Source organism: Sphingobacterium sp. SRCM116780 (assembly GCF_021442025.1).
Classification (GTDB): domain Bacteria; phylum Bacteroidota; class Bacteroidia; order Sphingobacteriales; family Sphingobacteriaceae; genus Sphingobacterium.
Window position 1 is genome coordinate 3,969,372 of record NZ_CP090446.1, and the last position, 15,038, is coordinate 3,984,409.

8 protein-coding genes are annotated in these 15,038 nt (G+C 35.0%); 4 read left to right on the top strand and 4 right to left on the bottom strand.

The annotated features are described in order from the left end of the window. Positions 1-44 precede the first annotated feature (44 nt). The gene (locus LZQ00_RS17185) at positions 45-890 is read left to right on the top strand and encodes an SDR family oxidoreductase (RefSeq protein WP_234510485.1); all 846 of its coding nucleotides are present in this window, start codon (positions 45-47) and stop codon (positions 888-890) included. A gap of 146 nt (positions 891-1,036) precedes the next feature. On the opposite strand, the gene LZQ00_RS17190 is transcribed toward LZQ00_RS17185, so the two are convergent. Then, positions 1,037-1,318 (bottom strand): hypothetical protein, encoded by a 282-nt coding sequence (locus tag LZQ00_RS17190; protein WP_234510486.1) that lies wholly within the window; start codon positions 1,316-1,318, stop codon positions 1,037-1,039. A 345-nt stretch (positions 1,319-1,663) separates the two neighbouring features. On the opposite strand from LZQ00_RS17190, the gene LZQ00_RS17195 reads away from it, so the two are divergent. Together LZQ00_RS17195 and LZQ00_RS17200 are read left to right on the top strand one after the other, a co-directional pair. Then, positions 1,664-4,906 carry a SusC/RagA family TonB-linked outer membrane protein gene (locus tag LZQ00_RS17195; protein ID WP_234510487.1) on the top strand — a complete coding sequence of 1,081 codons (3,243 nt, stop codon included), beginning with the start codon at positions 1,664-1,666 and terminating at the stop codon, positions 4,904-4,906. 12 nt (positions 4,907-4,918) lie between these two features. Next, on the top strand, positions 4,919-6,655 hold the full coding sequence (locus LZQ00_RS17200; protein WP_234510488.1) for a RagB/SusD family nutrient uptake outer membrane protein: 1,737 nt from the start codon (positions 4,919-4,921) through the stop codon (positions 6,653-6,655). A 202-nt stretch (positions 6,656-6,857) separates the two neighbouring features. Here the strand turns inward: LZQ00_RS17200 and LZQ00_RS17205 are convergent, their stop codons facing one another. Continuing rightward, positions 6,858-8,876 (bottom strand): hypothetical protein, encoded by a 2,019-nt coding sequence (locus LZQ00_RS17205; protein WP_234510489.1) that lies wholly within the window; start codon positions 8,874-8,876, stop codon positions 6,858-6,860. A gap of 60 nt (positions 8,877-8,936) precedes the next feature. Then, complete coding sequence (locus LZQ00_RS17210; protein ID WP_234510490.1) at positions 8,937-9,137, bottom strand: hypothetical protein; 201 nt, start codon at positions 9,135-9,137, stop codon at positions 8,937-8,939. Between the two features lie 1,386 nt (positions 9,138-10,523). Between LZQ00_RS17210 and LZQ00_RS17215 the strand changes: the two genes are divergently transcribed. Further along, entirely contained in the window at positions 10,524-12,377 is a 1,854-nt protein-coding gene (locus tag LZQ00_RS17215) for an acyltransferase family protein (protein ID WP_234510491.1), read from the top strand. A 258-nt stretch (positions 12,378-12,635) separates the two neighbouring features. Here the strand turns inward: LZQ00_RS17215 and LZQ00_RS17220 are convergent, their stop codons facing one another. Beyond that, positions 12,636-15,035 carry a GumC family protein gene (locus tag LZQ00_RS17220; protein ID WP_234510492.1) on the bottom strand — a complete coding sequence of 800 codons (2,400 nt, stop codon included), beginning with the start codon at positions 15,033-15,035 and terminating at the stop codon, positions 12,636-12,638. Positions 15,036-15,038: the final 3 nt, after the last annotated feature.

Sequence of the window (15,038 nt, forward strand, 5' to 3'; positions counted from 1 at the left end):
TTTTTTGGCCTTAAATGTAACAAATTTTATTACAGTATAGATTTATGAAAATAGGAATTACAGGAACAACTGGACATCTAGGACGTTTAGTTGTAGAAAAATTAAGAGAAAGAGGGGTAGCAGACAGTTTAGTTGCCTTGGTTCGTAATCCACAAAAAGCAGCAGATTTAGGAATAGAATCTCGGATGTTTGATTATGACCAACCAGAGACTTTAACCAAATCATTAGAAGGTATTGATCATTTATTATTGATTTCGGGCAATGAGATTGGACAACGTAAAGTCCAACATGAAAATGTCATTCGTGCTGCCAAAGTAGCAGGAGTGCAATGGATCGTGTATACAAGCTTACTTCATGCAGACACTTCTTCTTTGATCTTAGCAGATGAGCATCTTGCTACTGAAGCTGTATTAAAAGCATCTGGACTTGCCTACACCATCTTGCGCAATGGCTGGTATACAGAAAACTATACCGCATCCATACCTGGAGCATTAGCCGGAGGAGCACTGATTGGCAGCGCAGGAGAAGGAAAAATTTCTTCTGCAGCACGCGTAGATTATGCTGAGGCGGCAGCAATTGTATTGACTAGTCCAGAGCAAGAAGGTAAAGTATACGAACTTGCTGGTGACGAGTCTTATACACTGGCAGATTTGGCAGCAGAAATTTCTAAACAAGCTGGCAAGATCATTCCCTACAATAATTTATCAGAATCTGAATATGCTATTGCATTAAAAACAGTCGGTTTACCAGAAGGATTGGCTACAGCTTTTGCAAGTTTTGATATCGGTGCGTCCAAAGGCGATCTGTATGATAATAGCTATATCCTTTCGAAGCTGATTGGTCACCCTACCACAACATTATCGCAAGTTGTAAAAGAAGCACTCGCATAAGTTTTTATGAAAACAAATGGTAAGAAAACACCACGTTTCTCGTCAAGCGGAGCGTGGTGTTTTTTATATAGTGAAAATTTATCCTCCAATATAGCTGCCGAAACTAACAGTTTAGATTTTATATATGTCAGCAGTACAATCGAAAATTATTTATTCAATTCAATCATTTGAGTTTTCATACTTGTCTCAGGCATCTCTTTTTCAATAGCGATGTTGATGCTAGAAAATAAAGTTGATACAAGAAGTAAGATCAGCGCTACAGGAAAGATAACAGCAATGATGATTGCAAGGATTAAAGAAATATGTATATACACTTTTCCTGACGGAGTTCCCACCTTCAATTTAGAATCCTGAATTGTTTTAAAAGCTTTTTCAAAAACAGAAGTAATTGATTTGCTATCGATGTTAAATGTTGTTTTAGTTGCCATGATGTTTATTTGTTATGTTTTGTATAGTCCAAATGTAGCACGAATCTAGAGACAGATTGATAGCAATTAGGTCAACCAAGCTGCAATTTCGGTAAATGATGAGATTTTATCGGTGAGAATAAAGATAATCAAAGAAAAACAAATAAATACTGATCGTTTATTGTTATGCAATTAATTATGCATGATTATAATTCTTAATAAAATATTAACAAAAATTCTACATCGTTTTCGTATTCCGTGCAATCGATTGTGCGTATTTCAAAATAGATCATCTGCTTTTTTTTTCTTTAAACTTGCCCTAGTTCATACTAACGAATTATACTTTCAAAACCTAATAATTACGATATGGGTAAAATCAATTACTTGAAACAAAAGAGCTGGTCACGATTATACTGTCAGCTAGCATTTTTAACTCCCGTTTCCTTTATTTTTCTAAATCCAGCAGTTGCTCATCCGCTGTATAATGCTAAAAATAAGGTTATTGTGTTCGCGGATAGGCAAGCGCAACAAACCATTTCTGGTAAAATTACAGATGCAGAAGGCAAGGCAATAAGTGGAGTGACGGTAAAAGAAAAAGGAGGAAAAAATTCTACCTCAACAGATGCAGATGGAAAATATATCCTCCATGTAACATCCCCAAATTCAATTTTGGTGATTAGTTCGATTGGCTATATCACGCAGGAATTATCCGCTTCCAACGCGAGCACAATTACGCTGAGAGCGACCGAAGACATGTTGGATGAAGTTGTTGTCGTGGGATATGGTAACCAAAAGAAGACCAATCTGACCAGTGCCGTCTCACAGATTGATGCAAAAACATTACAGAATCGACCTGCTCCAACAGTTGTCAATATGTTACAAGGTGCAGCTCCTGGATTGGTTATTTCTAGACAGTCAGGTAGACCTGGTGCACAGGGGTTAGATATTCAGGTACGTGGTGCTACTTCTGCTAATGGTAGTGTATCCCCTTTGATTGTAATCGATGGAGTGATTAGTTCAGAAGGTACTTTCACCGCATTAAACCCAAATGATATCGAGAGTATTAGCGTGCTGAAAGATGGTGGCGCAACGGCAATCTATGGAGCACAGTCTGCAGGTGGTGTATTATTGGTAACGACTAAAAAAGGTGAAAAAGGAAAATCTCGGATCTCCCTGATAAGTAATATGGCTTGGCAACGACCCGCGAATATACCTGAAAGAATGTCCTTGATTGATGAGATGAAGTACGTGAATGTCGCTCGGGCAAATGCAGGAATTGCACCTGAATACAACGATGAAGATCTAAATTATGCTGTCAATGGACCAACATTCGTATTGGGTTCCAATGGACAATGGAGAACGTACAATCAAGAGAGCCTAATCGATCAGGTGGTAAAGAAAACATATAACCTGTATAATCATAATCTGCAATTTTCTGGAGGTAGCGATAACATCACCTACTTGGCATCCTTAGGAAATATGACACAGCAAGGAATGTTCAAGGTAGGAGAAGATCATTTTGAACGTTGGAATGCGCGTATAAACTTATCTGCTCAAGTTAATAAATACCTAAAATTAGATTTTGGTAGTACTTTTATTAATCAAGCGACGGACAATCCACAAGATGGAGGTTATGGAATAGATGGAGGAGGTAACGGGATTTTGAGACAGTTTTTCTCATCCCGTATGCGCTTTCCAATCTACAATGAAGATGGGACGTATTACAGAAGCGGAACTTCTTCTGCCTTTGGTTATGCTTTATTAAAAGATGGTGGATTTAATCGTGATCGTAGCAATACGTATTTTAATACAGCAACAGCAACGATTAACAACTTTGTGAAAGGATTGAGTGCGAAATTGATGTATAGTCGTGAAGATATTACCAATCAAAATAGAAACTTTAGAAGAACGGTGACGTATTATTCTGGTCCGACTCTTAATACAGCCAGTCAGTTGAATAATCCAAATAACTATTCGATCACAGATTATAAAACACTATCTCAAAATTATCAAGCGATAGTAGATTATGATTTTAAGCTTGCTTCAGATCATAACTTTCATGTCATGGGGGGATATCAGTTTTATTCCTACGATTATCAGTATATCACAGCGAGTACGAAAAATCTCTATGTGAATGATAACCCAAGTTTGAATTTTACTTCAGATCCGGTTAATAAATCCAACAATCAATATGCAGCTAGAGAAAAAATGCAGTCTTATTTTGGACGTTTTAATTACAATTACAAAGAAAAATATCTTTTTGAAGCAACAGTACGAAGTGATGAGAGTTCCCGTTTATCTGCAGGTGATCGTGTAAAAGTTTTCCCTTCATTTTCTGCTGGTTGGAACATGTCAAAAGAAACTTGGTTTGATGGTATTTCGAATGTGGTCAATGAATTGAAACCACGCATTTCTTGGGGTAAAGTGGGATCCAAACAAGGAATCGGCTACTATGATTATATTGCGCAATTGCTGACAAAAACAGATGTCGTTTTAGGAGACGCAAGACAGACATATCTCTATCAAGATATGTTACTTGCCAAAGGATTGTCTTGGGAAACTGTTGAAACTCAAAATTTTGGATTAGATTTTAGTTTGTTAAACCGCAAATTAAAAGGATCATTCGACTATTACAACAAGTATAATAAAAATATGTTGGTTGAAGTGAGTTTACCTGAGACACTTGGTATCCGAGTTCCAAAATCCAATGAAGGAAAGTTGAAAACTTGGGGATGGGAAGCTGCTTTGGCCTACAATGATAAAATTGGAACAGATTTTACATACGGAGTATCCTTTAATTTAGCTGACAATCAAAATAGACTTGTTAAGTATGGGGGAGCGAATGATATTGTTTACTCCGGGGTAAATGATAAAGTTGAGGGATATGCTTTAAATTCGATTTGGGCTTATAAAACAGATGGTTACTTTCAAAATGAAGACGATTTGAAAAATGCACCTAGTTATGCTAAACTGTTAAACAAAACCGGAGTACCAGGATTAGGCGATATTCGTTATATAGATACAGATGGTGATGGTGTGATTAGTGCGGGAGAAAACAGGATAGGTAATAAGGGAGATCTTGTATATTTGGGAGATATCAATCCGAGATATCAATATGGTTTCAATGTCAATTTAGGTTACAAGAATTTTGATTTTAGCATGTTTATCCAAGGAATTGGAAAACGTAAATTTAAACCAAGCAATGAATTGATTCAACCACAGTTATATTCATATTATCTTCCGGTAAGTTTTCATGCAGATTATTGGACTCCAGAGAATCCTAATGCCGCGTTTCCAAGGCCTTATTTGGAGGGAAATCAAAATTTTCAAAATTCAGACAAATGGTTCTTGAACGGAGCATATGCACGATTGAAAAATATTCAGATTGGTTACTCTTTAACAAAAGAGAAGATGCCAAAACTACCATTTTCTAGGTTAAGATTATATGCTTCAGGTGAAGATTTGCTAACCTTTTCTAATATGGGTGTATTCAAAGGTGTCATCGACCCCGAAATGAAAACAACGGATAAGTATGATAGTACCAGAACAATCTCAAATCCATATCCATTTACGACCTCTATTTCATTTGGTTTAAATATTGATTTTTAAATAAGTATAATCATGAAGAAAAGATTTATATATATATTATTGGTATCGATGTCATTTAGTTCGATTGTTTCTTGTAAAATAGATGAGATTCCAGAAACATCGATGAGTGATGCCAATTTTTGGAATACGGTAACAGATCTCCGTATGGCCGCAAATTATTTTTACAGCACTTTACCAGGATTGACCTCTAGTGAAGTTTCCATGGACAATTGGTCTGCAGATGCCTACCCCAATACAACAGGTAATAGTATTAGTGATGGATCTCGAGTGACACCAGCAACTAGTGATGATTATGATTATTACAAGATATATCAAGCAAATAAATTGATTGAAAAATCACAACAGATACTTGACAAGGGAGGAGATGTCACTCAGGTGAATTGGTATGTTGGAGAAGCTCGATTCTTTAGAGCGATGTATTATTTTGAAATGTTGAAGCGATTTGGCGGTGTACCGTTGATTACGAAAACAATGGAAGTTAACGATCCAGATGTTTATTTACCACGGGCGAGTCGTGATGAAGTACTACAATTAATTTTTGATGATATTGATTACGCAGCGAGTGTTTTACGTACGGCAGACGAATTGAATACCGCTAAAGAGTATGGCCGTATATCAAAAACAGGAGCCTTAGCTTTTAAATCGCGTGTGGCATTATTTGAGGGTACCCGTGAGAAATTTCATCAGTATGGAAATTATAAAAAACATCTGACAATGGCTAAAGAAGCAGCTGAGGCGGTTATCAATTCGGGAGTACATACATTGTTTACCCAACAAACAACGGGTACGAATGGAAATATAATGAATGATGCTTATTTCAATCTTTTTCAAGAAGCAGGTGATGGTCGAGCTAATAAAGAGAATATCATCGCAAAAGTTTATGGAATCAGTAGAGAAAATAGTGTGATTTCAACCCCTGTTCAACGTTATTATGAAGGAAATTCGATCGTTCCTACACAGAACTTTGTCGATTATTATTTGATGGCTGATGGTCTTCCTATTGATAAATCACCCTTGTATCAAGCACCTGATAAATCGATGACGCATGCCCAGTATTTTAATAAGAAAGATCCGCGGATGAGTTTTACTTTATTTAAAAGAGGAGATGAGTTTATTTCAAGTAGTAATTATACTATTCCGAATGCGTCACAACAAAGAAGTGGGTATGGCATACGTAAATACGCCAATAAGAATTTTTGGAATTTACAAGCATCTTATATAGACCGTCCGGTACTCCGTTATGCTGAAGTTTTATTGAATTATGCGGAGGCTGTTTTCGAATTGAATGAAAACATCTCCGACGCAGATTTGGATAAGACGATCAATGCGTTAAGAAATAGATTACCGCAGATCAATATCGGTACAGATGCAAATCCTAATTTTGTATCGATGGCTAAATTAACGAATGCATTTGTTAATGCCAATGGGTTGAATATGCGAAATGAAATCAGAAGAGAACGTAAAGTAGAACTATCTTTTGAAGGATTAGCGTATTGGGATCTGATTCGCTGGAAAACCGCTGAAATCGAATTGCCGAAGACTTTACTGGGGAGCTATTTGTTTAGCGAATATTTAACAGATCCTGGGCAAAAATGGGATGCTTCCAAGACTCCAGTAAATGATAAAAACTATATCATTTTGCAGAATGCCTCCTTGCGAAAGTTTGATCCAAGTAAAGACTATCTTTGGCCATTACCAACGACTGAAATTGCCAAAAATCCAAAATTGGAACAAAATCCAAATTGGTAACAATTTTCAAATAGGATCATACAAAGGGAGTATGTGTATTTACACATACTCCCTTTGTATATAGGCTTGTCAGCTTTGCTCACCTCAAGAAGTAGGGCAGTCCGTTAATTCCAACCAAAAAATGGGAGCTACTTAGGCTCCCATTTTATTTCACTATTGCTATTCAACAATTAAAATATATAACTTCTATCCAAGGATAATATTAACTACCATATAGTCTAGAACGTACACAGCGAATCGGCATAGCTGTACGAGTCGTGATACCAGCCTCAAAAGCTTGAATACCACTTTGTGGAGTTCCTTGATAATCTGTATGTACAGAAGCGGTAACTTTACCTGTATTATCTAGTGCTAGTTTTAAATAATAGTTTACACTTGGAACAGTTTGACCACTTGGGTTGGTATAAGAACCTCCTATATCTAACCAAAAATAACCGTATCCTGTTACCGTACTAGAAGTAGTATAAGGTATACTTGCCGCTACCATAGCATAATTATTATTCACTGTTGCGTTAATCGGCTGCGCATATCCTTTTAATTCAAAAGTAAGCACCTGAGACCAGTCGTCCGTTACTGTACCGCCATTTGGAACAACGTTTACCACTATAGATTTTGTCGCAGCGTTGAAATTATACGATACACGAGATGGAAAAGTATTAATAAGGTTTGCTAAGCTCATCGCATTCTGAACCGTTGCTCGTACCCAAGTAGAATTTAGCGTGGTGCTGGTTCCTGTTGGTTGATCTGGCCACGTCAAATTTGGCATAATATCGGTACAAGGATTCCCTAATGATGTTGATCCAGAACCAACCGGTTGTTTGTAATTAGGAATGTAATAAGTAGCACCATAATTCGCCGTAGTTATTGGGGTTGTTACGCCATTGGGCTTATAGGTACTCGGATACATATAAGTACTGGCCAATTTCGGTCTATGCTGATATCTTGTAAATCCTTCAGCAGCCAAAAATCCAAATGCAGTGTCGTCATAATATAGATCTCCTCGAGCCCAATTGGTGGGACCAGTACCAACTGCTGAACCCGTCAATGGAACCACAATTCCAGCATCAATAGGCATAACACTAAAACGCGTAAATTTACCTTTTCCTTTACTGACTGTAAAGGTGAAATCATTTTTGTTCATTACTTTTGGAGTAGCAGAATAATCCAATGTTAAAAAATTTGAAATATTGAATTTAAAATTACTAATCACATCATTGTCCGCGCCAGGCACTGTAAACAGAAAACCATGATAAGAGGTATTATTATAACTTGTGCTGAAAGCATAGTTATCGCGACGATTGACATCAACAGCTGTATTGATTGTATAGGTGGAAGCTGGATCGAAAGCGCCAGTTTTTAGACTAAATTTACCACCTTGCAACATATTTGCCTGCGTTTGGATAAAAGGTCTGCTGGCACCTGTTCCCACAAATTTCGTCAGGTCAGCTTTAGCATTAAATCCTGTAGTATATGTGGTCAATTCAATCATTGCCATTGTGTGCTTAAACTTTACGGTCACTTTATTATCCACAATACCCGTTCCCTGAGCTGCAGTAAAATTACCTGTAGCAAAGAGAAAGTCTTCATTTTCAACAGCAAGTTTTGGATTGTTGCGTTCACTAACAGGTATAGCTGGTAGTGGATCTGTCGAATAATAAGAATAGGCATACCAGGTATACGACTTCCCTTGATCAATCACGAGTTTTGGTAAAGTAGCACTTCCAACAACACCGTCAATGGCATTCACGTAATTTCCGTTTGCATCGTAGATCAAAACACGAAACGTAACATCTTTTGTCATCGCTCTTCCTGATGGAAAGCCAGCAGGAGCATAATTATTTGGGTAGACAGGAGCCACAGCTTTGAGTGCTGAAGAATTTTCAGATGCATTACTATTTGAAGCAGAGACGGTGGCTTTTAAATTATTAGTAACCAGCTCTTGCTGTGAAACTTGATACATCATATTGTCTTTGCTATCGAATATTTGTTTTGCAAGGACAGTTTTTAAACTGGATGTATTCATATTTGAGGTAGATTGCGTGGTATTTGCACTTCCTCCATCAAAGCCTATCTCTGAATCTACGACAAAGGACATCTCCGAAACACCGGCAGATCCCAAATCTTGTTCATCTTTTGAGCAACTTTGGTTAGTAATTAAGGCTCCTATAAATAGAAGTCCTAAGAGTATATTTTTTATTCGTCGAACAATTAACAGTTCCATAACTTATAATTCAAAAATTAATATATAAAAATTGGGTAAAATGATAAAGATATGTAGATCTTACCAATCGAAAACATCTCCCCCTGAATTCGTACCATCGAATACCCAAGCATCTACCTGAGGTGTATTTTCTGTGGCTGCAGGGCCAACAAATGTAACGGTGCCAGACCCTGTTGCCAGGCTGTGTTCCATCTCCAAGAACAAAATCTCTACTTTAGGAGCGACATATCCTCTGGAGAGATTATTATTATTTTTATTCATATTTAAATATTGTATAGTTAAGCAGTTTTAAATAAGGTTAACAAAACCGATTTGCGAAAATATTAAATATGTTTCATAAATGCTTGTTGTTATTATAGTTACGCTTAATTATATAATTTTTTGTAGAAAACATGCTACATAAAGTAGTTGTACGTCTACATGGTTGTGCGTTTATTGTGTAAAATATATTGTTCTCTTTTTCAGTGTATTGGAAATATTGGTAATAATGATTTTGCTGTAGTTTAAATAAAAAAGGCAGATTACAGCAGTTAACAAATCATATATAAATTGAGAAATCACGTCAAAGCTTTGGAGGTGGGTCGAAATAAAGGAAAAAGTTAATGCACTCTTTTTATAATACAAGAAAGCGTTTGCTGATGTTTCTCATCTTGTAGGGCTTCATGTGATTATAAATAATGATGAGTTTGTCCTGAACGAGTAGTAATATAGGCTGGACGTGGAGTAGTTTCCAAAGATTTGCTTTACGTTAATGGGAATGCCTACTATTATTAATCAAATAGTAACATTTTGTGGTCAAATGCTAGAAGTAGTTGAAAAATGATTCAATGTGGGGAATAAATAACTATTCGTTTGTAAAAAAAGTATACGATGTATCCCTCTTGATGCATAACTTCTGTAAGTGTAGCATTGTTTGCTTTGTCTTTTGCATCAAATCATTCTAATTTTTATAAGTTTCTATCTTGCTTACGAAAACTCATATGAGTTTTTCAATGTCCAATAGTCGATATTACTGAAAAAGAAGAAAAAAGAAATCCTTTTTTTCTTATGCGTTAGTTTTGGAGGGAGTAAAGTCTTAGAAAGTGTAAAGAACCGAAAATAAAGAAAAGTGCTTAGCTTGCAGAGCACTTTTTTAAAATAGATTAAGGACAAGAGAAAGAGTTATTATTACACAATTAGGTAGCTATTTTTTTAGTTGATTAAGAAAATAAAACATTGCATTTTATCGTTGTTTATGTGAGATTAGATTTATAAAGAACGAATAATATGTCGAATATGGAATGGGGCCTTTTGGTCTTTATAATAATTGGAGTTGGTGCTTTTTTAGTTTATCGTCTATTGACTTGTAAACATCGATGGGAGGCTAGGAGTGAGGATGGCATCTACCCAGTATGGTATTGTGCAAAATGTGGTAAAAAGAAAAAGTAATCTATATAAAAAGGATACTCTAGTTTTGGAGTGCCTTTTTAGTAACAGTTAAAATGATATTATGATTTTTAATTTTTTTTTAGATCATTCTTTATTTTAAGAAAGATAAATGCTCATAAATCTTTAAATATAAAAAAAGAATTAAATTCCCCATAGAACAAATCATTAAACTATAATTTATTTTTTGTAATATTGCGAGTTTTAAATAAAGACTAAATTATGAGTTTCAGATGGGATATCGGCGCATTACGTGCTTTTGCCGTGATTGCAGTATTTTTATATCACTTTAAAGTTCCATTTTTCAATGGGGGCTTTGCTGGGGTAGATATTTTCTTTGTAATTTCAGGCTATTTAATGACCAATATTATTCTGAAAGGTTTTCAAAATGATAATTTTTCATATCTAAAGTTTATCCAGAAACGAATAGTGAGAATTGTACCTCCGTTATTGTTAGTAGGAACATTTATCTTGCTTATATCATCTTTTTTATTTTTTGGAAAAACTCTAAGCCAAAATGCAAAATATGTCGCACAAAGTATAACTTTTTTATCCAATATTTTTTACTGGTTATATCAGAATTATTTTGATGCAGGAGCACAAAATAATATTTTCATACATAGTTGGTCTTTATCTGTAGAATGGCAATTCTATATGTTATATCCTGTTTTTTTACTTTTATTAAAACCTTTATACCTACATAAATTCGATTGTTTCCGCTGGATTTTTATTGGCTTCACATTTTTATCATGTATTCTATGTTGTGTATTGACATATTCCTATAATTCTTTTAGTTTTTATATGATTCCAACACGTGCTTGGGAAATGTTATTAGGTGGGTTAGCATTCCTTTATGCACCCATCATACAATCTAAACTAAATAGGTATTCAAATATAATTGTTAATCTATCGCTTGTAATTTTGTTTGCTTCTATCATTTTGTTAGATGAATCATATATTTGGCCTTCCGTTTATTCCATAATTCCAACTGTAGCAACTTTTTTGATTATTTCCCTTAACGGTAAGATTTCTTGGTTTAAAAATCCAATTTTACAATTTCTTGGTAATATTTCGTATTCGTTATACTTATGGCATTGGCCCTTGTATGTCATTTTTAAATATTTTGCTCTGACAGAAACCGTTTGGGTTATTGTTCCTATGATATTGTCTATTCTATTAGCAACATTAACTTATTATATTGTTGAAAAAAATAAATCTGTTAATATCAAGGGAGTAGTCTTTATTTCTTCATTTGTACTCGCCTTATCTGTATTTCTATTTAAATTCCCAAATAATAATATAGTTGAGAATATCAGATTATTTGATCCTTCATATAAAGCTTATTTTGAATATGATCAATTTAATCAGTTCAATTCTTGCAACTGTTTTTTAACACAGGGATCAAATTATACTACTTATAATCAAGATAAATGTTTAGCAATTGACAATTCAAAAAGTAATATCTTACTAATAGGTGATAGTCATTCTGCACAATTTTCCAGATCATTCCGTAAACAGCTGACTCATAATCAACATTTATTAGAACTTTCTGCGGGATTTGCATTTCCTTTTATAAATGCTAGAGGAGATGAACCTTCTGTCAAACTGTTATCTTATTTTTATAAAAAGTTTATACCCCAGCATTATAATAAAATAGATAAAATTTTTATTTCTGTTCATTGGTTAATGAAAGATTATAAAAAAATGAATTATAGTAATGAGGAGATCAAAGAAGAGTTGATAAAGATGATGGATCTGTTTGATCATTATAAATTGGATTACAATTTTATTGGGCAAATTGAAACTTATACTTTAAGTTATAATAAGATTGTCTTAGGGGGGCTGGTTAGTAGTGATATCTATCCTGAAAAATATTTAGATAATAATGCTGCAGAAATGAATAAATTTTTGATGTCCTTCATTCCTTCACAGAAATACATTAATGTCTACGGACTAAAGACTATAATTAAGAATGATGCAAAAAAACATATGCCGTATATGTTTGATACGAATCATGTAACAGAATTTGGAGCGGATCAATATATAACATATATCAAAAAATTAGGTCGCTTTTAAATATTGGAAAAGAAGAAAATAAAGAATTTGTCGGAACCATTAAAATCAGCAGACTAATTATTAAAATCAATCTTGGGAAAACTCAAAAGAGACATAAGACTGCATTCTGTACTACAATAGGGAAAAGATAAAACTCTAATATAAATAGAATGAGCTCGATATAATATCAATATCGAGCTCATTGCAAATTTAATAACTCATTTTGTCTAAATTGTCGGAACAATCCATTAAAGTGTCCCTTTGTATTTAAATGGAATATTAAAATAATTTTTTAAACCATTTTTTGATCGGATTGGTTTCAGTTTTAATTTCATAACCATAACCATAACCATAACCGTAGCCATATCCGTAACCATATCCTTTAGAGTCTAATCGAAGACCGTTTAATACAACAGCCATATTGATTAATCTTTTATCTTGATAAATGCGTTCTATTTCCGGTAATTGACGTTTGTCCATACGACCCGAACGTAGTACAAATATAGTCAGATCAGAAATACGATTAGAGATATAGGCATCTGCGATGATCTCAACAGGTACGCTATCCACCACAATATAATCATAACGTGTACGCAACTCTTTAATAATCTCCTCTAGGCGATTACTCAATAATAATTCAACAGGATTTGGAGCTACCGCACCAATTGGAACAATATCTACATCTTTTCCTATTCCCGTTTTATAAATGACCTCGTCAAGTGATAATGAGGCATCGGATAAGTAATGCGTCATTCCTTTTTTTGTCGGAATATTGAATTTAGAACTCAGTGTTCCTTTACGTAAATCCAAGTCCAACATCAATACTTTCTTTCCTAAAAATGAGAGCGTTGTTGCGAGGTTAGTTACGCTAAATGTTTTACCAGCACCAATATGTGCGGAAGTAAAAGATATTACTTGTGGAGGTTGTCCGCCTCGCGCCATAAAGGAGATATTGGTTCGTAAGATGCGGAATGCTTCGGTTACAGGATCACGACCATTTTCACTCACCAACACATTTCCAGTAATTTCTTCTTTTGATTTTTTAGAATGTGCTAAAGGTATTTCACCTAAGAATGGAGCAGAGAGTCCGTCTTCAATATCTTTGCGATGTTTAATACCCGTATCCAAGATCAACATTAATAAGAGAATAACTGCGGGTACTACAAAACCGACACCTACCCCCATCATCATCTTTTTTATTTTGACTGGAGCGACGGGAGCATCGGATCCCGAAGCAGGGTCAATAATCTTGATGTTATCATCCGTCATCGCTTGATTGATGGCATTTTCTTCGCGTTTGTTTAACAGATACAAGTAGAGTTCTTCTTTTACCTTTTGTTGACGTTCTACCGATAACATTACCCGTTGCTTCTCTGGAATCTCCATAGTTTTGCTACGAGCTTTGTTTTCTGCTGTCTGTGCATTATTTCGCTTGATTTTTAAACCAGCAATGGTGTTGTCCACAGCACGACGAATATTCATACGCATGGCATCGAGTGCCTGATCTAAGTCCTTAACAATAGGATTTTCTGTACTGCTTCCTTCTACTAATCGATTTCTGCGAAGAAGTGTTGTATTATATTCTTGGATTTGACTTTCAATACTTGATTCTACTAATCCTGTATTATTGGGAATTAATGTTTCCTTTTTATCATTTGTCAAGTAACTACGCATCATCTCTGCCAACTTGACTTCGGTCTCAATTGTATTTCGGTCAGTCTCAAATTGACGACTATCAGCTACATACATCTCACCAGCAGTACTGATATCGATCCCTTGATTCGATGATTTTAACTGTTCGATATTGCTTTCCACATCACCCAGTTCATTGCTGATGATGTTAATACGCGATTTAATAAATTCTGCTGTATTGACGGCAATTTGATTTTTATCCTGAACACTATATTTGTTGTAAACAACAATCATGGCCGTGATGATATCTGCCGCACGTTGCGGATTAGCATCTTCTAAGCTGATTTGAAGCAATGAAGCATCATCTTCCATTTGAGTAATGGTCAATCTACTTAAAATAGAACCTGTCATTGCTTCTCTGGAAACTTTTGAGATTTTCAACTCTTCCCCAATATTACTTGGCGCAAACGTTGGGTTCTTCGTTACCGTTAATAAACCAAATGGGGTATTCACTTGTTGGTTGAAATTAATTGTGACTTCTTTTTCATCCCCCAACCTATCTGTTCCTTCTAATTTAACTTGATTTGCACTGATAATTGTAGCCTCTACTACTTTATTGTCATTTGCCTTAAGATTATGAAAATGTAACTGAATAGGACTGTCTTTGTACAGCTCATGATCACGTAATCCTTTATGAACAATATAGCTCATATCTGCATCCAAGCTATCAACTGTCTGGCGCATCAATTCCTTCGATTTTAATTGTAAAATTTCGCTGGCTACATTGACCATATTGTAAAAAGAACTAGATTTTGTGATCGTTGCAGATGTAGGTGTATTCAATTGTGTCTTAATCATAACCGTTTCTGTACGACTATAGGAAAACGAAGTTTTATTGTATTGATACCAATAGTAACCGCCGAATATAAGGATGGAAAGTGCAAACCATTTCCAATGAAACAGCAGGTACTTGAATACATCTAGGATATTGACTATTTTATCGTCACCAACTTTGTTTATTTTTTCATTTTGAGTGAGGTTGTTCATTAT